Origin of the sequence: Chromobacterium vaccinii (assembly GCF_001855275.1) — a bacterium.
GTDB classification, from domain to species: domain Bacteria; phylum Pseudomonadota; class Gammaproteobacteria; order Burkholderiales; family Chromobacteriaceae; genus Chromobacterium; species Chromobacterium vaccinii.
The window spans coordinates 1,870,861-1,894,279 of the sequence record NZ_CP017707.1; the positions used below are offsets into that span (position 1 = coordinate 1,870,861).

A 23,419-nucleotide genomic window follows, 5' to 3' on the forward strand; every position below is an offset into this window, starting at 1 on the left:
CATGCAAACCGTCAGCCCCTTCCCATCCCGCCACAAGGCCAACAAACCCGCCCCTGCGCCGCGCCGCCGCTGGCGGCGTTGGCTGGGCCTGGCCATCTTCTGCGCCGGCTGCCTGCTGTGGCTGCAACACGGCGTAGCGCCAGCGCCGCGCCCCGTGGCGGCGTCGGCCGCGCGTTGAACCGATATTTATTGAACAAAAGTAAACAATTAAGTGAGAAAACCGGCGTTTTTTTAACCGCCATGCCGGCGTAAGCTGTTGCCATACCCTCATTGCAGGCAACAGATCATGACCACCCGACAACCCTCGCTGTTCATTTCCCACGGCGCGCCTACGCTGCCGATAGAAGACAGCCCCACCCGCCACTTCCTGGAACAATTGGGCCGCGACTGGCCGCGCCCGCGCGCCATCGTCATCGTGTCCGCCCACTGGGAGACGCGCGCCCTCACCGTCAATCTGCAGCCCAGGCCCGACACCCTGTACGACTTCGGCGGCTTTCCGCCGGTGCTGCGCACGCTGCGCTACCCGGCCGCCACCGACGCGGCGCTGGCCGAACGCGTGATCGGCCTGTTGGATGCTGCCGGCCTGCCGGTGGCCGCCACCGCCGAACGGCCGCTGGACCACGGCATGTGGACGCCGCTGCTGCTGATGTTTCCCCAGGCCGACATCCCGCTGGTGATGATCTCGCTGCACCACAAGGCAGGCGCCGCCGAGCATTATGCGCTGGGCCGGGCGCTCAAGCCGCTGCGCGACGAAAACGTGCTGGTGATGGGCAGCGGCAGCTACACGCATAATCTGTGGGAGCTCAGCCCGGAAGGCAGCGAACCCGCGCCCTGGGCGGCGGGCTTCGCCGGCTGGATGGACCAGGCGCTGCTGGAAAACCGCCGCGACGACATCATTCACTGGCAACAGCGCGCGCCCTACCCGAACGAGAACCACCCCAGCGACGAGCACTTCCAGCCGCTGTTGGTGGCGCTGGGCGCGTCGGACGACGACGCGGTTCCGGTCAAGCTGCACGACGACTGGCGGATGGGCTCGCTGTCGATGGCGTGCTGGCGCTTCGATTAAGGAAAACCGCCTACAGGGCGCGCAGCCTGCCGCGGAACGCGTCCAGGCTGCGATAGCCCTTGACCCGCATTAGCGCGGCCAGCTCGCCGGCAATGCGGGCGAAGGCACCCGGCCCCTCGTGGTACAGGCAGGTGCCCACCTGCACCGCGCGCGCGCCGGCCAGGATGTGCATGAAGGCCTCGCGCCCGCTCTTCACCCCGCCGCAGCCCACCACGTCCTTGCCCGGCAACAGCCGGTAAAACTCCCGCACATTCGCCAGCGCGGTCGGCAGCACGTAATCGCCGCCCAGCCCGCCCAGGCCGTCCTTGGGCTTGATGACCACAGCCTCGCTGTCGACGTCCACCACCAGGCCGTTGCCTATCGAGTTGATGCAGGTGACGAAGGCCAGCCGCGGGTGGCGGTTCAGTATCTCCGCCATCGCGGCGAAATGGGCGGGGTCGAAGTAAGGCGGCAGCTTGACGCCGTACAAGCCGGAATAGGCGGCGTCGAAAGCGTCCAGCGCCTCGGCCGTCGCGGCAAAGTCGTAGCCCAGCTGCGGCTTGCCCGGCACGTTGGGGCAGGACAGATTGACTTCCGGCACCGCCGGCAATCCCTCCTCGGCCAGACGCCTCAGCATGCCGCAATTGTCGTCTAGCGACAGGCCGGACAAGGACAGGAACAGCGGTTTGCCGCTGCCGTAGCGATAGCGGCGCGCGTAGTCCAGGTAGTAGTCGAAGCCGCGGTTGGGCAGGCCCATCGAATTGATGCTGCCCAGGGGCGTGCGGCAATAGCGCGGCTCGGGGTTGCCGTCGCGCGGCATCAGCGTGGCGCTCTTGGTGATCACCGCGGCGGCGGCGGAAGCAAGCACCGCCTCCAGTTCATCCGTCTCGCGGCACCAGACGCCGGAGGCGTTGTACAGGCAGCCAGGCATGGTCTGGCCCAGCCAGGTGACGGACAGATCGATCGCATGGTCGTCGGACATTTGAAGCTTTCGGCTGAAAGTGGAATGTCCTTGATTGTGCGGGGAAATACCGGCGGCGATGCTGAGCGGGGTCAAGGCTGGAGCATCCGCCAAAGAAAATGCCCGGCTTGCGGCCGGGCATGCTGGCGATGGCGGCAAGCCTTACATCTGCGCCTGCTGGTAGTTTTCCACGCCCATCAGCTCGATCAGCTTCAACTGCTGCTCCAGCCAGTGCGCGTGGTCGTTCTCGGTTTCCTCCAGCAGCACCATCAGCCCGTCGCGGGTCACGTAGTCGCGCACGCTTTCGCTGTGGGCGATCACTTCCTTCAACAGCGCGCCGACGCGGTATTCCACTTCCAGATCAGCCTTCAGCATCGCCGGCACATCCTCGCCCACCTTGATCGGCACGCGGCGGGCCACATCGGGGCGGCCCTGCAGGAACAGGGTGCGGGCGATCAGCGTGCGCGCGTGCTCCAGTTCGTCCTCGCGCTCGTGGTCGATGCGCTCGAACAGCTTGCTCAGCCCCATGTCCTTGTACATCTCGGCATGGATAAAGTACTGGTCTGCGGCGGACAGCTCTTCGGCCAGGAGGTCGTTAAGCAGCGCTATGGTCTTGGGATCGCCCTTCATGTTTTTGTCCTGTGGTTCCGGGTCATGCAAACCGTCATTCTAGGCGTTCACCGCAACAGATGCACGCCTTGGTAGAAAACGAAAGACAGCGACCAGGCCAGCAGCACCGACCAGCCTACCGACATCGCGGCGAAGCGCCAGCTTTTCGATTCGCGGTGCATCGCCGCCACCGTGGACAGGCAGGGCACGTACACCAGCGTGAAAATCAGGAAGCTCATCGCCGACACCCAATCCAGATGCTGAACCAGCACCCCGCCCAGACCGGCCTCGGACACGCCGTAGATCACCGCCAGGCTGCCCAGCAGAATCTCCTTGGCGATGAATCCGAACAGCAGCGCCACCGCCAGCTCGGCGCGTATGCCTATCGGGTCCAGCACCGGCGACAACGCCGCGCCCAGCGCGTAAGCCAGGGTCTTGCCGTCGCCGGCCGGGATGTGGGTCAGCAGCCAGACCATCACCACGCCAGCCAGGATGAAGGTGGAGGCCAGCCGCAGAAAGGCGCTCACCTCGGCCGCCGCCCGCGTCAGCATGTGGCGCGCGCCCGGCAGCCGGTATGGCGGCACTTCCAGCAGAAAAGCCTCGTCGCCGCGGTAGCGATGCTTGAACACCCATGCGGTGACGATGGCGGCGACGAAAGTCATCAAGTAGAGACCGGACACCACCCACGGCGCCTGGCTCTTGCTGAACAGGATGCCGGCGAAGAACACCACCACCTGCAGCCGCGCCGAACACAAGGAGAACGGGATCACCAGCATGGTCAGCAGCCGCTGGCTGCGCTCGCGCATCACCCGGGTGCCCATGATGGCCGGCACATTGCAGCCGAAGCCCATCAGCTGCATCACGAAGCCGCGGCCGTCCAGGCCCAGCCTGGCCATCATCGCGTCGGTGAGAAAGGCGGCGCGCGCCAGGTAGCCGCTGTCCTCCACCATCGCCATCAGCACGAAGAACACGAACAATATCGGCGCGAAGGTCAGCACCGTGGCCACGCCCTGCCACACGCCGTCCAGCAGCAGGCTCTGCAGAATGGCCGGAAGCGAGGACACCATAGGCGCCAGCGCATGGTCCTTGACCCAATCCAGGCCGCCGCCCACCGCGTCCTGCAGCGGCGTTCCGATCTGGTAGGTGAGATTGAACAGCAGCGCCATGAAGGCGAAGAACAGCGGCAGGCCCAGCCACGGATGCAGCAGCCAGCGGTCCACCTTCTCGGAGAGCAGCGTCGGCAGCACCGGCGGCAGCCGCCAGCAGCCGTCCAGCGCGCGGCGGGCCTGGTCGATGGCGCGCTGCGATTCAGGCACTTGCTCCAGTTGCGCGTGCGCCGCCGGGTCCGAGCGCGCGGCCAGCCGGTTCAGCGCTTCGTTCAGCCTGGGCCAGCCCTCCATCCGCTTGGCCGACACCAACGCCACCGGCGCGCCCAGCCGCTCGGCCAACTCCTCCACATCCACGGAAATGCCCAGCAGCCTGGCCTCATCGGCCATATTCAGCGCCACCAGACAAGGCAGGCCGCTGGCGATCACCTGCAGCGCCAAGGGCAACTGGCGGTCCAACTGGCTGGCGTTGAGCACCAGCACCGCGCCGTCGAACGGCGTGGACAGCAGCACGTCGCGCACCACCGCCTCGTCGTCGGTATAGCCGGTGAGGTCGTTGACGCCGGGCAGGTCGATCAACTCCACCATCTTGCCGCCCAGCAGCAGGCGCGAGCTGATCAGCTCCACGGTCAGCCCCGGCCAGTTGCCGACCCGCTGCGACATGCCGGTCAGCCTGTTGAACAAGGTGGACTTGCCGGTATTGGGCAAGCCTATCAACGCGAAACGCTTCATGCCGCCGCCCTCACCTGAATATGGCGGGCCAGGCTGCGGCGCAGCAGGAAGCGGGTGGCGCCCACCTCCAGCAGCAGCGGGCCGCCCCAGGGCGCGGCGCGGCGCAGATGAAAACGGCTGCCCGGCACCAAGCCGAAGGCGGCCACTCGGCGAAACGCCTCGTCGCTCAGGTCCAACCGGTCCACGACGCCGCAGGCGCCGGCCGGAAAGCCATCCAATGACTGCATAGCAATTCCCAGATAATGCGAATAGTTTGCATTAGTATATCGAAGCTCCTGCCGCCGGCCTGCGGCATATTGCCGCAATCCGCCTGGCGCTTGACCTCGGTCAAGCCCGCCTCCCCTTCGCGCAACGCCCCGGCGCTTGCGCCCTGCGGATTTCAGCCACCCGACATGGCGCGAAGCGGGTAAAATCCCGGGCATCGCACACATCGACACTAACGGGCCTACGACCATGAGCATCAAATCGGACAAGTGGATACGCCGGATGGCGGACGAGCACGACATGATCGCGCCGTTCGAGTCCAACCAGGTGAAAATGGCCGCCGACGGCCAGAAGCTGATCTCCTACGGCACCTCCAGCTACGGCTACGATATCCGCTGCGCCGACGAATTCAAGGTGTTCACCAACATCAACAGCACCATCGTCGACCCGAAAAACTTCGACCCCAACTCTTTCGTCGAAGTGTCGGGCAAGGGCTACTGCATCATTCCCCCCAACAGCTTCGCGCTGGCGCGCACGGTGGAATACTTCCGCATTCCGCGCAGCGTGCTGACCGTCTGCCTGGGCAAGTCCACCTACGCCCGTTGCGGCATCATCGTCAACGTCACCCCGTTCGAACCGGAATGGGAAGGCTATGTGACGCTGGAGTTCTCCAACACCACGCCGCTGCCGGCCAAGATCTACGCCAACGAGGGCGTGGCCCAGGTGCTGTTCTTCGAGTCGGACGAAGTCTGCGACGTGTCCTACAAGGACCGCGCCGGCAAGTACCAGGGCCAGGTGGGCGTCACGCTGCCGCGCCCCTGAGCCAGCGGAAGCGCGCGAGAAAAGGATGGCTTCCGCCATCCTTTTTGTTTGCGCCGCGCGCAAAAGCCGCTCGCAATTTCCGGCATCTGTTCTAGGCTAAACAAAGGGTTAGCTGACATCCCGGTTGTGCCGACCCTTTGCACAGCAAGCTGTTTCTTCTTGGGGCGTCGCGGTTCCCCCTTGCCGCTGCGCCCCCTTTTTATGCTCCGTCCGCTTGCCAGCCCGCCGCGCTGAAGCCATCATCGTTTTTTGTTCTCCCCCTTGTCATCCATGAACATCTACGACTTCACCTTCCGCCGCCTGGACGGCGGCGAACAGGCGATGGCCGACTACCGCGGCCGCGTGCTGCTGCTGGTCAACACCGCCAGCCGCTGCGGCTTCACCCCCCAGTACGCCGGCCTGGAGACACTGCACCGCCGCTTCGGCGAGCAGGGACTCACGGTGATAGGCTTTCCCTGCAATCAGTTCGGCGAGCAGGAACCTGGCGCCGCCGCCGAGATCGGCGCCTTCTGCCAGAAAAACTACGGCGTGGATTTCGCGATGGCCGACAAGATAGAGGTCAACGGCGCCCGCGCCCATCCGCTGTGGCAATACCTGAAACGACAGAAACGCGGCCTGCTGGGCCGGCCGGTGCGCTGGAACTTCAGCAAGTTCCTGGTGGACCGCAAGGGACGCGTGGTGGCGCGCTTCGCCCCGTTCACCCGGCCGGAAAAACTGGCAGCCAGGATCGAAGCGCTGCTGCAATGAAAAGAGCCGGGCGCTGCCCGGCTCCGTTGCCGCCTGTATGGCGGCGCTGCGGGTCTACCCGCCTATGCGCATGAATCGATGTGGCGTTTGGCGATCTCCGCCAACAGATCCAGATCGTCGTCCAGATGTTCCTGGATATCCATCAACGCCGCGCGCAATACCGCCGCGGCCAGTTCAGACTGATCTCCGTTGAACACATGGGCCAGCGCCCTCAATTCGCGGCATGCGGTGATGTCCAGCGGCACCTCCAGCCTGCGCACCACCGTCAGCTCCAACTCGGCTGCCGCATCCGGGCAAGCCGCGCGCTGGGCTTCCAGCTCCGCCAACAAGGTTTTCAAGGCCAGTCCCATTCCGCCCTCCCCTGCTCTCTCGTTCATCTTCGCCGGGTCCTGCCCGACCCCTGCGGCCTGTGCCTTTCCGCGCCCGCCGACCGCCTGCAGGGCCCGGTCGTTTCATTCGTGGGGCCTAGGCGTCCCCGTTGTCCTGCCTCCGCCAGCGCGCCCTGGCAGCAGGCAATAACGGGCCATCCAGGCGTCGCCAAACCCGCGACTCGAGCGCCGACGGCGCCCGCCATCATGGCGGCGAAAGACTCTTTGAGCATAGGCCAAAGTCCGGCAAAAAACCGCGTCAGCCGCGCGCCTCGAAACCAGCCAGCACATTGACCACATTGGTCCCGATCGGCCCCACCGCGTAGCCGCCCTCCAGACAGAACAGCGTCGGCAGTTTCAGCCCTGCCAGCCGCGCGCCCAGGGTGACGAAATCGGGAGAGTCGAGCTGGAAGCGCGAGATCGGATCGCCGCGATAGGTGTCCACGCCCAGCGATACCACCAGCGCCTCGGCGCCGAAGCGGGCGATCTGATCCAGCGCGCAGTCCAGCGCGATAAACCATGTGCTGACGCAGGAACCGGCCGGCAGCGGGAAGTTGAAGTTGTAGCCCAGCCCCTCGCCTTCGCCCTTTTCGTCGGCGAAGCCGAGGAAGAACGGGTACTCGGTGCGCGGATCGCCGTGTATCGACAGGAACAGCACGTCGGCGCGGCGGTAGAAGATGTCCTGAGTGCCGTTGCCGTGGTGGTAGTCGACGTCCAGCACCGCCACCTTGCGCATGCCGCTGTCGCGCAGCGCCTGGGCGGCGATGGCGGCGTTGTTGAGGAAGCAGTAGCCGCCGCAGTAATCGAAAGCCGCGTGGTGGCCGGGCGGCCGGGTCAGCGCGAACGCCGCGCGCTCGCCGCCGATCAGCCTGTCGGCCCCGGTCAGCGCGGTATCGGCGGCCGCGGTCGCCGCCGCCCAGGTGCCGGCGGTGATCGGCGTGCCGCAATCCATCGAGTAATAGCAGAGCTGGCCTTCCACGTGATCGGGGATGGCCTCCCTCAGGCGGCGGACCTGCCACATCTTCGGCAGCGCGTCATAGTCGCGGCCCATGTCGCTCCAGCGCTGCCAGGCGGTTTCCAGGAAGCGCGCGTAGTCGGCGTCGTGCACGCGCAGGATGGGATCCAGGCCGTGGCGGCGCGGATGGATGATGTCGCCCAGCTCGCGCTCGCGGACGGCGGCCAGCACCATGTCGGCGCGGGACGGGGTTTCGAAACAGGGTTTGAGAGTGCCGTCGATCAGCTCGGACTGGCCGTGCTGCAGGCGGTGGGAATCAGAATAGACGGTGAGCATGGCGTTCTCCCGCAGAGGAATGCCTTATGCTCCCGCCATGGCGCCGCGTGGTCAAACATTGATGGGCGCGAACTTGCGCCAGGACAAGCGCCGCTCAGGCCACCAGGCCGGACACGTAATACCAGCGGCCGTCTTCGCGCAGGAAACGGCTGGTCTCATGCATGCGCTCGGCCTTGCCGCCCACCTTGCAGCGGGCGACAAACTCCACCACGCCCTCCCCGTCCGCCTCCAGGCCCGCTTCGCAGCGCTTCACCTCCAGGCCTATCCACTTCACCACGCCTGCGTCCTCGTCCAGATGCAGCGCCTCCGGCCGGGTGGACGGATGCCAGGTGGCCAGCAGGTAAGCCTCCAGCCCCAGCGCGTAGGCGCTGTAGCGCGAACGCATCAAGGCCTGCGCGGTCGGGGCCGGCGGCGCATCCGGGCCAAGGTAGCGGCCGCAGCAGGCCGCCAGTTCGCCGCCGCCGCAGGGGCAGGCGGCGTTCGCGTGTTTCTTCGGCTTCATCAGTAACCCAGAGGCGGCAGACCGTACAGCTTGAGCAGGAAATTGGAGAACGCCGGATCGGCCGGCTTGGGCGAGTATTTGGGCCAGCGCCGCATCCATTCGCGCAGATGCGCTTCCAGCTTGGCGCGGAAAGCGTCGGAATCGATGCGGCCGGCGTCGCGCTCCACCGTCAGCTGGCGGTAGACGGCGAAGTTGTCGTTGTCGACCGGATTGCCGCCGGCGATGCGCAGCCGGGCGGCGTTCATCTGGTCGGCCGCCGCGGTGCGGGTCAGTTCACCCGACTTGACCTTGTCGGCCAGCCGGTTGGCTTCGGCCAGCAACTGGTCCACCTTGCCGGACGCGCGCGGCGGGGCCGATTGCGCCGGCCGGGACGAGGCGCCGGAGCCGGAATGGATGGGCACGCCCAGCTGCTGCAGCGCGCTGCAAGCGGTCAGCGAGCCCAGCAGGGAGAAAGCGATGAGCTGTCTTTTCATGGCGGCCATTGTAGCCCGCCCTGCCCGCGCGCCGTCAACGGCAAACGTATTGCGATCGATTGCGGGCGAGGACAAGAGACGGGCTGCCGGCGTCAGCCGAGATGCTCGAACAGCACGGTGGACAGATAGCGCTCACCGAAGGACGGGATCACCACCACGATCAGCTTGCCGGCGTTTTCCGGCCGTTTGGCCAGTTGCAGCGCCGACCACACCGCCGCGCCGGACGAGATGCCGACCAGGATGCCTTCCTTGGTGGCCACTTCGCGCGCCACTTGCAGCGCGTCCTCGTTCTTGACGCGGATGATCTCGTCGTAGATGCCGGTGTTGAGGATGGCCGGCACGAAACCGGCGCCTATGCCCTGGATCGGGTGCGGCCCCTTGGGACCGCCGGACAGCACCGGCGACGCGTCCGGCTCCACCGCCACGATCTGCACGCCGGGCTTGCGCGCCTTCAGCACTTCGCCGACCCCGGTGATGGTGCCGCCGGTGCCCACGCCTGCCACGAAGATGTCCACCTGGCCATCGGTGTCGTTCCACACTTCTTCCGCGGTGGTGTGGCGGTGGATTTCCGGATTGGCCGGGTTTTCGAACTGCTGCGGCATGAAATAAGTGTCGGGGAATTCGTCGACCAACGCCTTCGCCTTGGCGATGGCGCCGCCCATGCCATCCGGGCCCGGAGTCAGGATCAGCTCGGCGCCGTAGGCTTTCAGCAACTGGCGGCGCTCCTTGCTCATCGATTCCGGCATGGTGATCGCCAGCTTGTAACCGCGCGCCGCGCACACCATCGCCAGGCCGATGCCGGTGTTGCCCGAGGTCGGCTCGATGATGACGGTGTTGGGGCCGATCTTGCCGGCCGCCTCCGCCGCGTCCAGCATCGCCACCGCGATGCGGTCCTTGACGCTGTGCGCCGGGTTGAAGAACTCCAGCTTGGCGACAACCGTGGCGCCGACGCCCTCGGTGACGCGGTTGAGCTTGACCAGCGGGGTGTTGCCGATCAGGTCGGTGATGGTATTGGCTATGCGCATGATCTTATTCCTCATCCTGCTAAAATGACGATGCCGATATTCCACGGCATCATAATCAATACAATGCGGGCGACCTAATATTGTTTGCTTATATCCAGCAAACCAAACTCCGGCTACCCTCTCTAACCCGCCGCGCATCCGCCCGCGGCCGGCCCGAAAACAGGCCCGGCGCCGCTGCGGAGAAAACGCCGGCGGACTCAAACCGCTTTGTTATAGTCAATGCAAACACAGGCAAGGTTCATATGCCCACTCAGGAAACCCTGATCCCGCTGTCCGGCTGGCGGCGCAAACTGTACATCGTCATCTACGAGGCCGACACCCGCGCCGGACGCATTTTCGACATGGCGCTGATCGCCGCCATCCTGCTCTCCGTCGCCTGCGTGATGCTGGAAAGCGTGTCGTCGATACGCCAGCGCTACGGCACGCTGCTGACCGTGCTGGACTGGCTGTTCACCCTGCTGTTCACCATCGAGTACGCGCTGCGGCTGATCTGCGTGCACAAGCCGATGCGCTATGTGAAGAGCTTCTTCGGCATCATCGACCTGCTGTCCATCCTGCCGCTCTACCTCGGCCTCTTCATCCCGGAAAGCCGCTTCCTAGCCGACGTGCGCATCCTGCGCCTGCTGAGGATGTTCCGCATCCTCAAGCTCAGCCGCCACCTGGGCGAGGCGGCCCAACTGCGCAAGGCGCTGATGGCCAGCCAGCGCAAGATCACCGTGTTCCTGGTGACCGTGGTGCTGCTGGTGATCGTGCTGGGCACGCTGATGTATGTGATCGAGGGCCCCGAGCACGGCTTCACCAGCATCCCGATCAGCATCTACTGGGCCATCGTCACGCTGACCACCGTCGGCTTCGGCGACATCACGCCGAAAACGCCGCTGGGACAGGCGCTGGCCAGCCTGGTGATGATCACCGGCTACGGCATCATCGCGGTGCCCACCGGCATCGTCAGCGCCGAGATCGCCCGCAGTTCCCCGCCCGAGCCTTCCGAAAACCGCTCCGCCACCCGGCTGTGCCCGCATTGTTTCAGCGAGGGGCATGACTGGGACGCCCGCCACTGCAAGCACTGCGGCGGCCAGCTGCCGCGCCCGGCCAAGGGCGAGGTCAGCTAGGCGTCGAACGCCCGCCGGTAAGCCTCCTGCGCGCGGGCGTCGAAAGCCACCAGCCTCACCTCGCGCAGGCCATGGGGCTGGCCGGACAGCCAGGCCCTCAGCTCGCCGATCGCCAAAACGCAGGCGGCCTCCAACGGATAGCCGTAAACGCCGCAGCTGATCGCGGGAAACGCGATGCTGGCCACGCCATGGCGCGCGGCCAGCTCCAGGCTGTTGCGGTAGCAGGCCGCCAGCAGCTCCGGCTCGCCCTCTCCCCCGCCCTGCCATACCGGCCCCACGGTGTGGATCACGTAGCGGGCGGGCAGCAGATAGCCATCGGTCAGCCGCGCCTCGCCGGTCGGGCAGCCGCCCAGCAGGCGGCAGGCGGCCAGCAGGCCCGGGCCCGCCGCCCGATGGATGGCGCCGTCCACCCCGCCGCCGCCCAGCAGGCTGTTGTTGGCGGCATTGACGATGGCGTCCACCTTCATGCTGGTGATGTCGCCCTGAACGCATCGCAGCAAATCTTCCATATCGTCTCCTTTGCCTCGCGGCCCGCGCCCGATCTCCGGCCGCCGGAAGCCGCCGGGTGGTATCATGGCCGCTGCCGCGATGGCGGGTTTCAATTCACGCGATTGTCATTTATTCGACACAACAGAGACAAATCGCCTTCGGCAAATAGCAAGCGTTTACTCTGGCTGCGGCAGTGACGCAACATGCCATTGGCAATCCTAATCGCTACGCCGGGCAGGGAACAAGGCTGCGCCGAGCTTTGCGGCCAGTTGTGGATAACTTTGTGGATAAGCCGGTGCACAGTTGGGCTAAACCCTTGCCAAGCCGGGCTTCCACTGGTTTTTCACGCCGGGGATTGATTTTTGTAAGATATTGATTTGCTTGCATTTTTAATCAGATATCAAACGCTACGCAGGTGGGAGGCCGCCCGCGTCCCTTGAATATTTACTCCAGTGAAGCATTGTGGATCACTTGACAAGATACAATTTCCCTGATCAGAGCCAGGACGTGATCAGCGTCTCCTCCCTCAACCGCATGGCGCGGGACCTGCTGGAAGCGGGCATTCCGCCAGTGTGGATAGGTGGGGAAATCTCCAACCTGACGCTGGCCGCCTCCGGCCACGCCTACTTCTCACTGAAGGACGGCGGCGCCCAGCTCCGCTGCGTGATGTTCCGCCACAAGCTGTCCATGCTGCCGTTCCGGCCGCAGGAAGGCATGCAGGTGGAACTGCGCGGCCAGGTGACGCTGTACGAGGCCAGAGGCGAATTCCAGATCAACGTCGGCGAGATGCGCGCCGCCGGCCTCGGCAGGCTGTACGAGGCTTTCGAGCGGCTGAAGGCGCGGCTGCAGGCCGAGGGCCTGTTCGACAATGCCCGCAAGCGCGAGCTGCCCGTCCACCCAACCGCCATCGGCATCGTCACCTCCCCCGCCGCCGCCGCGCTGCGCGACGTGGTCAGCACGCTGCGCCGCCGCATGCCGGGCATCCCGCTGATCCTCTACCCGGCCCAAGTGCAGGGCGAAAACTCGGCCCGGCAGATCGCCGACGCCATCCGCCAAGCCGGCGAACGCCGCGAGGTGGACGTGCTGATCGTCTGCCGCGGCGGGGGCAGCATCGAAGACTTGTGGTCATTCAACGAGGAAATCGTCGCCCGCGCCGTCGCCGCCTGCCCGATTCCCACCGTCAGCGGCGTCGGCCACGAAACCGACTTCACCATCTGCGACTTCGTCGCCGACCGCCGCGCCCCGACGCCGACCGCCGCGGCGGAGCTGGTGTCGCCCAACCGCGAGCACCTGGCCATTCAGCTGGAGCAGACCAAACGCGCGCTGGAGCGGGCGCTGGGCCGGCTGCTGACCGACAAGGCCCAGCAGCTGGATTTCCTCGGCCGCCGCCTGACCCACCCCGGCGCCAGATTGCAGACCCAGCGCGAACGGCTGAACACGCTGTCGCAAACGCTGAAGCAACGCGTGCACGCCGCCTTCGAGCAGGGCCGCTGGCGGCTGCAGCTGGCCGGCACCCGCCTCTCCCGCCACCAGCCGGATCTGGATGCAGGCTGGCAGGCGCTGCGGCAACGGCAGGACGCGCTGATCCGCGCGCGCGACCGGCTGCTGGAGCGCCGCGCCCAACGACTGGCGCAGCTGGCCGCCACGCTGACCGCGCTCAATCCCGACGCTGTGCTGGCGCGCGGCTACGCCATCGTGCAAAAACAGGACGGCCAGGCGGTCAAGAATCCGGCCGAGCTGCTGAACCACGAAAAGGTGACGCTGCGGCTGGCCGAAGGCAGCACCGAGGCCCGCATCGAGCATTCCGAAGGCGCGCAAGCCCAGCTGCCGTTTTAAAACCCGCTGACAGAACCCCCGATCCTGCGTTGCGTCTCCCTGTCGAACGACGGGCATTGCCTGCGTCGGCGCGCCTTGGCCCAGGTTCTTGGCGAGGTTTTGTTAGCGGCACTAAAACGCGACCCTCGCGGCGCGAAGCCAGGCGCGTCATCAACGGCGCCCCGCCATGCCTCTGGTTTTACACGGGCCTCTCCGACTGATAGCTCCATCCCATGAAAGACGCCGCAGGCGTCTTTTTGCATTTCCGCGTCACGCTTCCGAAACGGTTTATTTTCACGTAAATAATTTTCCGATTATTTATCCAAGCGCAGCTTAAAATAATTTCCGTCTTATTTTATTCTTCCGCGCCATATTCTTATCAAATCACGCATTTACTGATCCAGATTAATCTTTCCAGATTGACGGCGTCATTTCACTTTGCGATCATGCCCCGCAACAAAAACATTCAGCCACGCAGCGCATTGATTTTAATGAATGTCTGCAATTGAATGGTTGTTATTGGTCATATAAAAATAGCGCGAGAAAAACAAACCAAGCAATTGAAACAATGCTGATAAATAGCCGCATGAAAATCCATCAACACGAGGCATTAAACATGAAACCGAAACAAATCAATAGCGTCGCCGAATTTGAAAACCAAATCCAGAAAAGTTTGGCGCTTGCCAAAATGGTGCGATTAAGCGCCGAGGAAATAGAAATGATCAACGGCGGCACGCAGGAAAACCCGCCTCGCATGACAGGGAAAATCGTGCAGTCATCAGCCAAGCAATAAAAGCGGCCATCCATTCCGCCCAACCGGCGGGCGAACATTCATTCAGGCGCTTCGCGAACCAATATGAACAACGACCAAACCCGGCTCTGCCCCAGCTCCACCTTCGAAGGCGATGGCAATATGGTGTTCGGCATCGTGGGAGGCAGCGCGCATCAACGCCGCGTGATCTATCTGAAGAAAATGCTGCCGGCCGCCGAGATCGACCGTTCCCGATTGGACGGCATCGCGCCGGAGGAAGTGTTCCGCACCGCCGGTCCTTGCGCCCAGACCCGTTGCGCCCATCACGACAATGCCGCCTCGCGCTGCACGCTGGCCGAGCGCGTGGTGGCCGCGGCGGACGAAGTGGTGGACCGGCTGGCCTACTGCGCGATACGGCCCCGCTGCATGTGGTGGAGCCAGCACGGCCGCGACGCCTGCGCGCGCTGCCCGCAGGTGGTATCCATCGACCGTCTGCCGGATGCAGCCATCGCCCAGGCCCGGATTCCGCCCCAGCCCGCCTCCGCCGGCAACTGAACCCCCTTCCAGCAATCGCTCAGCAAAGGAAAATCGCCATGAAACAAAGCCAGACCCTTCAACACACCGAGTGGGACGCCCAACTCGACCACAGCCTGCAAATCGCCCAACTGGTGCGCCTGAGCGCCGACGAGATCGAGTGCGTATCCGGCGGGCAGGCCAATAACGGGCCGAGCACCGGCTTCGTGCCGCGCAAGCCGCCGACGACCGGCTTCGTTCCACAGCCCTGAGCCAGCCATGAAAAAGGCCGCTCCCTGTGGAGCGGCCTTGGCTTTTGCGATAGGAATTCGCGTCAGGCTTGCGGACGCAGCGCCAGCGGCAGCGCGAACACCGTGCTCTCCTCCACCCCGGGCAGCTCGGTGACCTGAGTGACGTCGAACGCCTTGATGCGGTCGATCACCGCTTGCACCAGCACTTCCGGCGCGCTGGCGCCGGCGGTGACGCCGACGCGGCGCTTGCCGGCGAACCATTCCGGCTCCAGCAGGCTGGCGTTGTCGACCATATAGGCGTCCACGCCCTTCAGCGCCGCCACTTCACGCAGGCGGTTGGAATTGGAGCTATTGGGCGACCCCACCACCACCACTATGTCGCACTGGTCGGCCAGCAGCTTCACCGCGTCCTGGCGGTTCTGCGTCGCATAGCAAATGTCGTCCTTCTTCGGACTGTGGATCTTGGGGAAGCGGGCTTTCAGCGCGGCGATGATGTCGCGGGTCTCGTCCACCGACAGCGTGGTCTGGCTGACGTAGGACAGCGCGTCCTCGCGCTTGACCTGCAGCGTGGCGACGTCGTCTACCGTTTGCACCAGATACATGCCGGAATCCACCTGGCCCATCGTGCCTTCCACTTCCGGATGGCCGGCGTGGCCGATCATGATGATTTCCATGTCAGCCTTGTGCATCCGCTTCACCTCGACATGCACCTTGGTCACCAGCGGACAGGTGGCGTCGAACACCGTCAGTCCCAGCGCCTCGGCCTCCGCCCGCACCGTCAGCGGCACGCCGTGGGCGGAGTAGATCAGCGTGCTGCCGGGCGGCACGTCCTTCAAATCCTCGATGAACACCGCGCCCTTGTTGCGCAGGTCGTCGACGACGAAGCGGTTGTGCACCACTTCATGGCGCACGTAGATGGGCGCGCCGTACAGCTCGATGGCGCGCTCGACGATGGCGATGGCCCGGTCGACGCCGGCGCAGAAGCCGCGCGGGTTGGCGAGCATGATGGTCTTCGTCATCAAAATTTCCTCAATCGAGCCGGAACCGCGTCCCGGCAGGTGCGCGAATGGCCCGCTGCGCGGGCCATCGCCTTGCATTCACAACGGCGGCCGTCTCAGTTCGACGGTTTTTTCAGGCTGTCCAGCACCATCAGCGCCGCGCCGACGCAGATGAAGGAATCGGCCAGGTTGAACGCCGGGTAAAACCACTGGTTGTAGTAGTGGAGCATGATGAAATCGATCACGTGGCCATAAGCCAGGCGGTCGATCACATTGCCCAGCGCGCCGCCCATGATGAAGGCCGCGGCCAGGTTCATCATGCCGGAAAAACGCCGCTTGACGATGTTCCAACCCAGCCAGCCGGACACGGCGAAGGCCAGGATGGTGAACAGATACTTCTGCCAACCGCCGGCATCGTGCAAAAAACTGAACGCCGCGCCGGGATTGTAGACCAGGGTGAAATTGAAAAAGCCTTCCACCACCGGCCGGATTTCTCCGTACTGGAAGCGGCTGTTGAAATACAGCTTGCTGATCTGGTCCAGTACGATCACCAGGGCCGCCAGCGCGAACCACTTGGGCCAGCTGCGGGCGCCGGGCATAGTCATTGCAGAATCCATCTATCGGTATCCATGGGCTGGCGGGGCCGCCTGAGCGGCCCCGGCGGACGGTCAGGCGTGCAAGCGCGGCTCGCCCTTGCCGTCCAGGTTGTCGACGCAACGGCCGCAGACAGCGCCGTGTCCGGCGTGGCTGCCCACGTCGGCGCGGTAGTGCCAGCAGCGGTCGCACTTGCCGTGCGCGGACGGGGATACCCGGATGGCCAGCTCGCCGGCCTCGCGCACACCCGCCTTGGACACGATCAACACGAACTTCAGTTCCTCGCCCAAGCTGGCCAGATGGCGGGCCAGCTCGGCCGGCGCGTCGATTTCGATCTCCGCCTGCAGCGAAGAGCCCAGCTTGTCGGCGCTGCGCAGCTCCTCGATCTCCTTGTTGACCGCGACGCGCAGCTCGCGGATCGCTTGCCACTTGGCGGACAAGGCGGCCTCGCGCTCGACGGCCTGCGCCGGGAACTCATGCCAGATGTGATACAGCGTGGACTCTTCCTCGCTGTCCACCAGCACATTCCACGCCTCGTCGGCGGTGAAGCACAGGATGGGCGCCACCATCAGCAACAGGCTGCGGGTGATGTGGTACAAGGCGGTCTGCGCGCTGCGGCGGGCATGGCTGCCGGCCTGGGTGGTGTACAGGCGGTCCTTGATCACATCCAGGTAGAACGCGCCCAGGTCTTCCGAGCAGTAGCCGACCACTTCCTGCACCACGTGGTGGAAGGCGTAGCGGGAGTACAGCTCGCCCACCACTTTTTCCTGCACCTCGCGGGCGCGCAACAGCGCGTACTGGTCCAGCTCCACCATCTTGTCCAGCGGCACGGTGTGCTCCAGCGGATCGAAGTCCGACAGATTGGACAGCAGGAAGCGGATAGTGTTGCGCAGGCGGCGGTAGCTTTCCGTGGTGCGCTTCAGAATCTCTTGCGACAGCGACATGTCGCCGGAGTAGTCGGCGCTGGCCACCCACAGCCGCAGGATGTCTGCGCCCAGGGTGCCGCAGATCTCTTCCGGCGCGATGCCGTTGCCCTTGGACTTGGACATCTTGTAGCCCTTGTCGTCCACGGTGAAGCCGTGGGTCAAGAGCTGCTTGTACGGCGCGCGGCCGATGGTGGCGCAGCCGGTCTTCAGCGACGACTGGAACCAGCCGCGGTGCTGGTCGGAGCCTTCCAAATACAGGTCGGCCGGCCAGGCCAGTTCCGGACGCTGCTTCAGCACCGCGAAGTGGGTGGCGCCGGAGTCAAACCACACGTCCAGCGTGTCGGTCAGCTTGCGGTATTGCTCGGCCTCGCCGCCCAGCAATTCCTTGGCGTCCAGGCTGAACCAGGCTTCGATGCCCTGCTGCTCGATGCGCAGCGCCACTTCCTCCAGCAGCTGGGCTGAGCGCGGATGCAGCTCGCCCGACTCCTTGTGGATGAAGAAGGTCATCGGCACGCCCCAGTTGCGCTGGCGCGATACGCACCAATCCGGGCTGTTCTTGATCATCGCGTCCAGACGGGCGCGGCCCCAGGCCGGGAAGAACTCGGTGGCGTCGACGGCGCGCTGGCTGATCTCGCGCAGCGTCTCGCCGCCATTGGCCTGGCGGTCCATGCTGATGAACCACTGCGGCGTGGCGCGGAAGATGATCGGCGTCTTGTGGCGCCAGCAATGCGGGTAGCTGTGCTCCAGCTTGGCCTTGTGCACCAGCGTGCCGTGCGACTCCAGCGTCTCGATCACGCGCGGGTTGGCGTCCCATACCAGCATGCCGGCGAACAGTTCGGTGGTGCTCTTGTAGCGGCCGTCGTCGGCAACCGGGTTGGCGATAGGCAGCTTGTACTGCAGGCCGGCCTGGAAGTCTTCCAGGCCATGGGCCGGCGCGGTGTGCACCAAGCCAGTGCCGGCGTCAGTGGTGACGTGATCGCCCAAAATCACCGGCACCTGGCGGTCGTAGAACGGGTGGCGCAGCTGGATCAGCTCCAGCGCCTCGCCCTTGGCTTCGCCCAGCACGCGGTACGCTTCAACGCCGTAGCGCTTCATTGCCGACTCGACCAGATCCTTGCCCAGGATCAGCTTGCCCTTGGGCGTGTCGACCAACTGGTAATCCAGATTGGCGCCGGCCGCGACGGCCTGATTGGCCGGCAGCGTCCACGGCGTGGTGGTCCAGATCACGGCCAGCGCGCCGGATGCGTCGGCGTCGAAGGCGGCGGAGGCCTTGTCGGCGTCGATCACCTTGAAGCCGACGTCGATCGCCGGCGACACCTTGTCTTCGTATTCCACTTCGGCCTCGGCCAGCGACGAGCCGCACTCGATGCACCAGTGCACCGGCTTCTCGCCCTTGGTCAGATAGCCGTTTTCATGGATCTTGCCGAGCGTGCGGACGATGTCGGCCTCGGTCTTGAAATCCATGGTCAGATAGGGATTGTCCCAGTCGCCGAGCACGCCCAGGCGGATGAAGCCCTTCTTCTGGCGCGCCACCTGCTCCTTGGCGTATTCGCGGCACAGTTCGCGGAACTTGGCGGCGGGAATGTCCTTGCCGTGCAGCTTCTCGACCATCAGCTCGATCGGCAGGCCGTGGCAGTCCCAGCCCGGCACATAGGGCGCGTCGAAGCCGGCCAGCGTCTTGGAGCGGACGATGATGTCCTTCAACACCTTGTTGACCGCGTGGCCCAGGTGAATGTCGTTGTTGGCGTACGGCGGGCCGTCATGCAGGATGAACTTGGGCCGGCCGGCGGACAGCTTGCGCAGCTTGTCGTAGCGCTTCTCTTCCTGCCAGCGCTTGACCCAGGCCGGTTCGCGTTTGGCCAGATCCCCGCGCATGGCGAAGGGTGTATCCAGCAGGTTTACGGTTTTACGATAATCGATGCTCATGCCTGCTCTCGCTGCAAACTTGTCAAATAGGTCTTGGCGCTGGCCGCGTCGCGCTCGATCTGGGCCACCAGGGTCGCCAGATCATCATAGCGCTCTTCGTCGCGCAGTTTCTTCAGGAAGCGTACTGTCAGCCGCTGGCCGTACAGATCGCCCGAGAAATCGAACAGATGCACTTCCAGCTTGTAATCCAAGGTGTCGCTGACCGTCGGGTTCAGGCCCAGGCTGGCCACGCCGCCCAGGCGGCCCTGCGGCGCGTCAACCTCCACCACGAACACGCCCTTCAACGCCGGCTTCAAATGCGGCAGGTGGATGTTGGCGGTGGGAAAGCCTATCGTGCGCCCCAGTTTCTTGCCATGCATCACTTTGCCCGATATCCGGTACACGCCGCCCAGCAACGCGTTGGCCGAATCCAGATCGCCGGCGGCCAAACGCTCGCGCACCAAGGTGCTGGAAGCGCGTTCGCCCTTGACCAGCACCGACGGCATCGCCTCGGTGGCGAAATGCGGACAGGAGGCCAGCAACTCGAAATCGCCCTTGCGGCCGGAGCCGAACTGGAAGTCGTCGCCGATCAGCAAATACCGCGTGTTCAGTTCCCGCACCAGCACCTGGTCGACGAAGCCCTGCGCCGACATATTGGAAAAACTGTGGTTGAAACGGTAAACGAACACGTAATCGATCAAGCCCAGCTCTTCCAGCAGCGCGAACTTGTCGCGCAAGGTCGACAAGCGCGCCGGCGGATTGGCGCGGGCGAAGAACTCGCGCGGGTGCGGCTCGAAGGTCAGCAAGGCTGTCGGCAACGCGCGCGCGCGCGCTTCCGAGCGCAAACGTTCCAGCATGCGCCTGTGGCCCTGATGCACGCCATCGAAATTGCCGATGGTCAACGCGCATCCCGGCAGGGCGAAACGACGCGGATCCCCCAGAAATACCTGCATTCGCTGTCTTTACATACGTCCCGAAACCTTCGATTGTAGCCGCCGGCTAGCGATAGCGTCCAGACATGATCCGGAGGGAGGGCAAACAAAAAGCCCCGCATGCAGCGGGGCTTTTTGGCGTTTGGCAAAAATTAGTTGCCAGACTTCTCTACCACGGACTCTTTAACAGCGTCGATGGTCACTTCCACGCGGCGATCAGACTCGATGCAAGCCTTGATTTCGGCGTTTTGCTTCTTGTTCTTCACGTATTTCGGGAACTTGGCCTTGCACTCTTCGGTCATCTTGGCTTCAGCCTTGCCCTTGCCTACAGCGGCAACCTTCTCGGCCGGCACGCCAGCATTCACGAAGTAGTTCTTGACAGCGTCGGCGCGATTCTGGGACAGAGCGTTGTTCAGCTTGTCGGAACCCATGAAGTCGGTGTAACCGTCGATTTCAACACCGTTCAGGTAACCCTTGCCGGCGTGGGCCTTCAGCTTGGCGACCAGCGGGTCCAGTTCGTTCTTGGCGTCAGCGCGCAGAACGGACTTGTTGAAGTCGAACAGAACCTTGGCGGACAAGGTCACTTTTTCCTTCACGGAAACCAGAGCCGGCTTCGGAGCGGCGACAACCGGCTTGGCGGCTTCGCGATCGCCACATTCAACCAGGCCGTCCTTGGCCTTGTCGAAGTAGGTGGTCTTCCAGCATTCGCCGTAGCTGTTGCGGGTCACTGCGTCAGTGGATTGGTCAACGGCATAACCCGGTTTGGCAGCAAAAGCGCTAGCAGAAACCAACAGGGCGGCAACCAGTGCGCTCAGTTTCAGCTGTTTAGTCATGTTATTCCCTCTTTAATCTATAAAATGGGTAGCAATGCGGGCTGACGCAAAGACCACGCGAACTAAGTTGACTGCAAACATCAGGGATGGCTACATGCTGTGTTGATGCAGTTAACCCGCACTATAGGAATGCTGCAACACCATGTCAACACAGCGTCGAGCGCTTTGTCGCGTCAGCGTTGTATAAATACATCACATTTCGCTAAATTATACCCGAAGCTGTGTCTCCCATGCGACACATTACGGTCTTGTGACGCGCCGGCGAAACAGTGGCAACGGCTGCCTGTAAGTTACTTGATAGCTATCACTGAAGGTATTGTAATAATCACCATCATCCAGCGACTTGCCGTCCTTGACCGCAAAGGCGTCGAAACCCACTTGCCACAAGGGCCGGATCAGATCCGCCCAGACATCGCCCACCGCTCTCAGCTCGCCGGCATAATCATAGCGCTCGCGCAACAGCCTGGCGAGGCTGTAGCCCCGTCCATCGGTGAAGGCGGGAAAATCCACGGCGACCAGCGCCAGCTCGGCCAGATAAGGCTGCAGCTGCGCCGGATCGTCGTCCGGCGACAGGTAGACGCCAACGCCCCCGCCGTGCGCGCGCCAACCGCCGACATCGGCCAGCCAGCTGGCCAGCGGCACGATCACATCCTCGGCAGGATCCGCTTCCGGCAGCTTGCCGCTCTCGTCCGGCCGCAACAGCCGCCAGTGGTCGGCCTGCAGCCGGCCATCCTTAATGAACTGGGGCATACACCCTCTCCTTGAACGGTTCGGCGCCGAGGCGGCGCAGGGTTTCGATGAAGCGCTCGCCGTTCTGCCGCCGCTCGATGTAGACCTGCATGATCTTGGAGAAAGCCACCGGCACGTCGGCCTGGGCGAAAGACGGGCCGATCACCTTGCCGATGGCAGTGTCGCTGCCCTGGCTGCCGCCCAGCGTGATCTGGTACCACTCCTCGCCGTTCTTGTCGACGCCGAGAATGCCGATATTGCCGATGTGGTGATGGCCGCAGGCATTCATGCAGCCGGAGAAGTTACAGGCGATGTCGCCCAGATCATACAAGTAGTCCAGGTCGTCGAAGGTTTTCTGGATCGCGTTGGCCACCGGGATGGAGCGCGCGTTGGCCAGCGAGCAGAAGTCGCCGCCCGGGCAACTGATGATGTCGGTCAACAGACCGATGTTCGGCGTCGCCATGCGCAGTTGCCGCGCCTCGCGCCATAGCGTGTACAGATCCTTCTGCTCGACATCCGGCAATACCAGATTTTGCTCGTGGGCTACGCGCAGCTCGCCGAAACCGAAACGCTCGGCCCAGTCGGCGGCGGCTTCCATCTGCTCGGCGCTGATGTCCCCCGGCGGCGCGCCGGTCTCCTTCAGAGACAGGACCACCGAGCGGTAGCCGGACAGCCGGTGGCCGCGGGTATTGCGCTCGAACCAGCGGGCGAAGGCCTTGTCCTCGGCCAGCGGCCCGGCCAGCTCGGCCGGGTCGTCGGCCAGCATCTTGTAAGCCGGATCGCCGAAGAAGCTGGCGTAATGGACGACATCCTCGTCGCGGAGGGTCGCCGGGCCATCCTTCAGATGGCGCCATTCGTCCTCCACCTTGGCGGCGAAACCGTCCCGCGTCAGCGCCTTGACCAGAATCTTGATGCGCGCCTTGTACTTGTTGTCGCGGCGGCCGAAACGGTTGTACACCCGCAGCACCGCGTCCAGATAGGTCAGCAGATGCTGGCGCGGCAAAAACTCGCGGATCACCTCGCCCACCATCGGCGTGCGGCCCAGGCCGCCGCCCACGATCACCTTGAACCCCGCCTCGCCGGCCTCGTTGCGGCTGACGTGCAGGCCGATGTCGTGGACCATGGTCGCCGCGCGGTCTTCCACGCTGCCGGACACCGCGATCTTGAACTTGCGCGGCAGGAAGGTGAATTCCGGGTGCATCGTGCTCCACTGCCGGATGATCTCGCAGTAGGGCCGCGGGTCGAACAGCTCGTCGTCGGCCACGCCGGCGAAGGCATCGGTGGTGGTGTTGCGCACGCAGTTGCCGGAGGTCTGGATCGCGTGCATTTCCACCGTGGACAGCTCTTCCAGGATGTCTGGCACCTTGGACAGCTCCGGCCAGTTGAACTGGATGTTCTGCCGGGTGGTGAAGTGGCCGTAGCCCTTGTCGTAGCGGCGGGCGATGTCGGCCAGCTTGCGCAACTGCTCGCTGCGCAAGTGGCCGTAGGGAATCGCCACCCGCAGCATGGGCGCATGGCGCTGGATGTAGAGGCCGTTCATCAGCCGCAGCGGCCGGAACTCGTCCTCGGACAGCTCGCCTGCCAGAAAACGGCGGGTCTGGTCGCGGAACTGCACCACGCGCTCTCGCACCAGCCGATGGTCTACTTCATCGTATCGATACATGTTTGGATTCCAGCGGGAATGCC

At 64.4% G+C, this 23,419-nt stretch carries 26 protein-coding genes; 9 read left to right on the forward strand and 17 right to left on the reverse strand.

The features are described from left to right. Window position 1 precedes the first annotated feature (1 nt). Both BKX93_RS25080 and BKX93_RS08620 read left to right on the forward strand, forming a co-directional pair. Complete coding sequence (locus BKX93_RS25080) at window positions 2–178, forward strand: hypothetical protein (RefSeq protein ID WP_186009510.1); 177 nt, start codon at window positions 2–4, stop codon at window positions 176–178. 108 nt (window positions 179–286) lie between these two features. Next, the gene (locus BKX93_RS08620; RefSeq protein ID WP_046166819.1) at window positions 287–1,066 is read left to right on the forward strand and encodes a DODA-type extradiol aromatic ring-opening family dioxygenase; all 780 of its coding nucleotides are present in this window, start codon (window positions 287–289) and stop codon (window positions 1,064–1,066) included. Window positions 1,067–1,076: 10 nt separating this feature from the next. Here BKX93_RS08620 and BKX93_RS08625 read toward each other — a convergent pair whose 3' ends face one another. From BKX93_RS08625 to BKX93_RS25085, 4 genes are all read right to left on the reverse strand, one after another. After that, window positions 1,077–2,027, reverse strand: coding sequence for a dihydroorotate oxidase (locus tag BKX93_RS08625; protein ID WP_083340482.1), 951 nt, complete (start codon window positions 2,025–2,027; stop codon window positions 1,077–1,079). A gap of 141 nt (window positions 2,028–2,168) precedes the next feature. Next, window positions 2,169–2,636 (reverse strand): bacterioferritin, encoded by a 468-nt coding sequence (gene bfr / locus BKX93_RS08630; protein WP_070979528.1) that lies wholly within the window; start codon window positions 2,634–2,636, stop codon window positions 2,169–2,171. Between the two features lie 47 nt (window positions 2,637–2,683). Then, complete coding sequence (gene feoB, locus BKX93_RS08635; protein WP_070979530.1) at window positions 2,684–4,453, reverse strand: ferrous iron transport protein B; 1,770 nt, start codon at window positions 4,451–4,453, stop codon at window positions 2,684–2,686. Beyond that, window positions 4,450–4,680, reverse strand: a complete 231-nt coding sequence (locus tag BKX93_RS25085; protein ID WP_070979531.1) for a FeoA family protein — start codon at window positions 4,678–4,680, stop codon at window positions 4,450–4,452. The genes feoB and BKX93_RS25085 overlap by 4 nt, the downstream gene beginning before the upstream one ends. Window positions 4,681–4,906: 226 nt before the next feature. On the opposite strand from BKX93_RS25085, the gene dcd reads away from it, so the two are divergent. Both dcd and BKX93_RS08650 read left to right on the forward strand, forming a co-directional pair. Further along, on the forward strand, window positions 4,907–5,479 hold the full coding sequence (gene dcd, locus BKX93_RS08645) for a dCTP deaminase (protein WP_070979533.1): 573 nt from the start codon (window positions 4,907–4,909) through the stop codon (window positions 5,477–5,479). A gap of 270 nt (window positions 5,480–5,749) precedes the next feature. Continuing rightward, window positions 5,750–6,226: a glutathione peroxidase gene (locus tag BKX93_RS08650; protein WP_046166816.1), complete on the forward strand. Its 477-nt coding sequence runs from the start codon at window positions 5,750–5,752 to the stop codon at window positions 6,224–6,226. A 62-nt stretch (window positions 6,227–6,288) separates the two neighbouring features. On the opposite strand, the gene BKX93_RS08655 is transcribed toward BKX93_RS08650, so the two are convergent. The 5 genes from BKX93_RS08655 to cysK form a co-directional block, all read right to left on the reverse strand. Next, entirely contained in the window at window positions 6,289–6,576 is a 288-nt protein-coding gene (locus tag BKX93_RS08655) for a hypothetical protein (protein WP_046158150.1), read from the reverse strand. Between the two features lie 277 nt (window positions 6,577–6,853). Beyond that, window positions 6,854–7,885: a histone deacetylase family protein gene (locus BKX93_RS08660; protein ID WP_070979535.1), complete on the reverse strand. Its 1,032-nt coding sequence runs from the start codon at window positions 7,883–7,885 to the stop codon at window positions 6,854–6,856. Window positions 7,886–7,979: 94 nt separating this feature from the next. Next, a complete protein-coding gene (locus BKX93_RS08665; protein ID WP_046166814.1) occupies window positions 7,980–8,387 on the reverse strand; it encodes a YchJ family protein in 408 nt (135 codons plus the stop codon). Then, window positions 8,387–8,860 carry a hypothetical protein gene (locus BKX93_RS08670; protein ID WP_046158178.1) on the reverse strand — a complete coding sequence of 158 codons (474 nt, stop codon included), beginning with the start codon at window positions 8,858–8,860 and terminating at the stop codon, window positions 8,387–8,389. The genes BKX93_RS08665 and BKX93_RS08670 overlap by 1 nt, the downstream gene beginning before the upstream one ends. A gap of 92 nt (window positions 8,861–8,952) precedes the next feature. Next, window positions 8,953–9,885 carry a cysteine synthase A gene (cysK, locus tag BKX93_RS08675; protein WP_046166813.1) on the reverse strand — a complete coding sequence of 311 codons (933 nt, stop codon included), beginning with the start codon at window positions 9,883–9,885 and terminating at the stop codon, window positions 8,953–8,955. Between the two features lie 242 nt (window positions 9,886–10,127). On the opposite strand from cysK, the gene BKX93_RS08680 reads away from it, so the two are divergent. After that, window positions 10,128–10,997 carry an ion transporter gene (locus tag BKX93_RS08680; protein WP_021478996.1) on the forward strand — a complete coding sequence of 290 codons (870 nt, stop codon included), beginning with the start codon at window positions 10,128–10,130 and terminating at the stop codon, window positions 10,995–10,997. On the opposite strand, the gene BKX93_RS08685 is transcribed toward BKX93_RS08680, so the two are convergent. Continuing rightward, entirely contained in the window at window positions 10,994–11,506 is a 513-nt protein-coding gene (locus tag BKX93_RS08685; protein ID WP_046158154.1) for an O-acetyl-ADP-ribose deacetylase, read from the reverse strand. The two genes, BKX93_RS08680 and BKX93_RS08685, sit on opposite strands and share 4 nt — an antisense overlap. A gap of 451 nt (window positions 11,507–11,957) precedes the next feature. On the opposite strand from BKX93_RS08685, the gene xseA reads away from it, so the two are divergent. The 4 genes from xseA (at window position 11,958) to BKX93_RS08705 (ending at window position 14,837) form a co-directional block, all read left to right on the forward strand. Continuing rightward, window positions 11,958–13,322, forward strand: coding sequence for an exodeoxyribonuclease VII large subunit (gene xseA, locus BKX93_RS08690; RefSeq protein WP_082107052.1), 1,365 nt, complete (start codon window positions 11,958–11,960; stop codon window positions 13,320–13,322). A 595-nt stretch (window positions 13,323–13,917) separates the two neighbouring features. Then, on the forward strand, window positions 13,918–14,094 hold the full coding sequence (locus tag BKX93_RS25090) for a hypothetical protein (RefSeq protein WP_160298959.1): 177 nt from the start codon (window positions 13,918–13,920) through the stop codon (window positions 14,092–14,094). A gap of 63 nt (window positions 14,095–14,157) precedes the next feature. Beyond that, on the forward strand, window positions 14,158–14,607 hold the full coding sequence (locus BKX93_RS08700; RefSeq protein ID WP_052717360.1) for a hypothetical protein: 450 nt from the start codon (window positions 14,158–14,160) through the stop codon (window positions 14,605–14,607). Between the two features lie 38 nt (window positions 14,608–14,645). Then, window positions 14,646–14,837, forward strand: a complete 192-nt coding sequence (locus tag BKX93_RS08705) for a hypothetical protein (RefSeq protein WP_046158156.1) — start codon at window positions 14,646–14,648, stop codon at window positions 14,835–14,837. A 62-nt stretch (window positions 14,838–14,899) separates the two neighbouring features. Here the strand turns inward: BKX93_RS08705 and ispH are convergent, their stop codons facing one another. From ispH to BKX93_RS08740, 7 genes are all read right to left on the reverse strand, one after another. Then, window positions 14,900–15,835: a 4-hydroxy-3-methylbut-2-enyl diphosphate reductase gene (gene ispH / locus BKX93_RS08710; protein WP_070981752.1), complete on the reverse strand. Its 936-nt coding sequence runs from the start codon at window positions 15,833–15,835 to the stop codon at window positions 14,900–14,902. 95 nt (window positions 15,836–15,930) lie between these two features. Further along, complete coding sequence (gene lspA, locus BKX93_RS08715) at window positions 15,931–16,413, reverse strand: signal peptidase II (RefSeq protein WP_021479003.1); 483 nt, start codon at window positions 16,411–16,413, stop codon at window positions 15,931–15,933. A 69-nt stretch (window positions 16,414–16,482) separates the two neighbouring features. Continuing rightward, window positions 16,483–19,260, reverse strand: coding sequence for an isoleucine--tRNA ligase (gene ileS / locus BKX93_RS08720; RefSeq protein ID WP_046158157.1), 2,778 nt, complete (start codon window positions 19,258–19,260; stop codon window positions 16,483–16,485). Next, entirely contained in the window at window positions 19,257–20,192 is a 936-nt protein-coding gene (locus BKX93_RS08725) for a bifunctional riboflavin kinase/FAD synthetase (protein WP_070979536.1), read from the reverse strand. The genes ileS and BKX93_RS08725 overlap by 4 nt, the downstream gene beginning before the upstream one ends. A 131-nt stretch (window positions 20,193–20,323) precedes the next feature. Then, window positions 20,324–21,004: an OmpA family protein gene (locus BKX93_RS08730; protein ID WP_021479006.1), complete on the reverse strand. Its 681-nt coding sequence runs from the start codon at window positions 21,002–21,004 to the stop codon at window positions 20,324–20,326. Between the two features lie 240 nt (window positions 21,005–21,244). Continuing rightward, a complete protein-coding gene (locus BKX93_RS08735; protein WP_070979538.1) occupies window positions 21,245–21,754 on the reverse strand; it encodes a DUF934 domain-containing protein in 510 nt (169 codons plus the stop codon). Beyond that, window positions 21,738–23,396 (reverse strand): nitrite/sulfite reductase, encoded by a 1,659-nt coding sequence (locus BKX93_RS08740; RefSeq protein WP_046158160.1) that lies wholly within the window; start codon window positions 23,394–23,396, stop codon window positions 21,738–21,740. Before BKX93_RS08740 ends, BKX93_RS08735 begins: the two co-directional genes overlap by 17 nt. Window positions 23,397–23,419: the final 23 nt, after the last annotated feature.

Excerpts from the sequence above, each read along its gene's own strand:
- BKX93_RS25080 (WP_186009510.1), top strand. The coding sequence starts at position 2 with ATGCAAACCGTCAGCCCCTTCCCATCCCGCCACAAGGCCAACAAACCC.
- BKX93_RS08620 (WP_046166819.1), top strand. The coding sequence starts at position 287 with ATGACCACCCGACAACCCTCGCTGTTCATTTCCCACGGCGCGCCTACG.
- BKX93_RS08625 (WP_083340482.1), bottom strand. The coding sequence starts at position 2,027 with ATGTCCGACGACCATGCGATCGATCTGTCCGTCACCTGGCTGGGCCAG.
- bfr (WP_070979528.1), bottom strand. The coding sequence starts at position 2,636 with ATGAAGGGCGATCCCAAGACCATAGCGCTGCTTAACGACCTCCTGGCC.
- feoB (WP_070979530.1), bottom strand. The coding sequence starts at position 4,453 with ATGAAGCGTTTCGCGTTGATAGGCTTGCCCAATACCGGCAAGTCCACC.
- BKX93_RS25085 (WP_070979531.1), bottom strand. The coding sequence starts at position 4,680 with ATGCAGTCATTGGATGGCTTTCCGGCCGGCGCCTGCGGCGTCGTGGAC.
- dcd (WP_070979533.1), top strand. The coding sequence starts at position 4,907 with ATGAGCATCAAATCGGACAAGTGGATACGCCGGATGGCGGACGAGCAC.
- BKX93_RS08650 (WP_046166816.1), top strand. The coding sequence starts at position 5,750 with ATGAACATCTACGACTTCACCTTCCGCCGCCTGGACGGCGGCGAACAG.
- BKX93_RS08655 (WP_046158150.1), bottom strand. The coding sequence starts at position 6,576 with ATGGGACTGGCCTTGAAAACCTTGTTGGCGGAGCTGGAAGCCCAGCGC.
- BKX93_RS08660 (WP_070979535.1), bottom strand. The coding sequence starts at position 7,885 with ATGCTCACCGTCTATTCTGATTCCCACCGCCTGCAGCACGGCCAGTCC.
- BKX93_RS08665 (WP_046166814.1), bottom strand. The coding sequence starts at position 8,387 with ATGAAGCCGAAGAAACACGCGAACGCCGCCTGCCCCTGCGGCGGCGGC.
- BKX93_RS08670 (WP_046158178.1), bottom strand. The coding sequence starts at position 8,860 with ATGAAAAGACAGCTCATCGCTTTCTCCCTGCTGGGCTCGCTGACCGCT.
- cysK (WP_046166813.1), bottom strand. The coding sequence starts at position 9,885 with ATGCGCATAGCCAATACCATCACCGACCTGATCGGCAACACCCCGCTG.
- BKX93_RS08680 (WP_021478996.1), top strand. The coding sequence starts at position 10,128 with ATGCCCACTCAGGAAACCCTGATCCCGCTGTCCGGCTGGCGGCGCAAA.
- BKX93_RS08685 (WP_046158154.1), bottom strand. The coding sequence starts at position 11,506 with ATGGAAGATTTGCTGCGATGCGTTCAGGGCGACATCACCAGCATGAAG.
- BKX93_RS25090 (WP_160298959.1), top strand. The coding sequence starts at position 13,918 with ATGAAACCGAAACAAATCAATAGCGTCGCCGAATTTGAAAACCAAATC.
- BKX93_RS08700 (WP_052717360.1), top strand. The coding sequence starts at position 14,158 with ATGAACAACGACCAAACCCGGCTCTGCCCCAGCTCCACCTTCGAAGGC.
- BKX93_RS08705 (WP_046158156.1), top strand. The coding sequence starts at position 14,646 with ATGAAACAAAGCCAGACCCTTCAACACACCGAGTGGGACGCCCAACTC.
- ispH (WP_070981752.1), bottom strand. The coding sequence starts at position 15,835 with ATGACGAAGACCATCATGCTCGCCAACCCGCGCGGCTTCTGCGCCGGC.
- lspA (WP_021479003.1), bottom strand. The coding sequence starts at position 16,413 with ATGCCCGGCGCCCGCAGCTGGCCCAAGTGGTTCGCGCTGGCGGCCCTG.
- ileS (WP_046158157.1), bottom strand. The coding sequence starts at position 19,260 with ATGAGCATCGATTATCGTAAAACCGTAAACCTGCTGGATACACCCTTC.
- BKX93_RS08725 (WP_070979536.1), bottom strand. The coding sequence starts at position 20,192 with ATGCAGGTATTTCTGGGGGATCCGCGTCGTTTCGCCCTGCCGGGATGC.
- BKX93_RS08730 (WP_021479006.1), bottom strand. The coding sequence starts at position 21,004 with ATGACTAAACAGCTGAAACTGAGCGCACTGGTTGCCGCCCTGTTGGTT.
- BKX93_RS08735 (WP_070979538.1), bottom strand. The coding sequence starts at position 21,754 with ATGCCCCAGTTCATTAAGGATGGCCGGCTGCAGGCCGACCACTGGCGG.
- BKX93_RS08740 (WP_046158160.1), bottom strand. The coding sequence starts at position 23,396 with ATGTATCGATACGATGAAGTAGACCATCGGCTGGTGCGAGAGCGCGTG.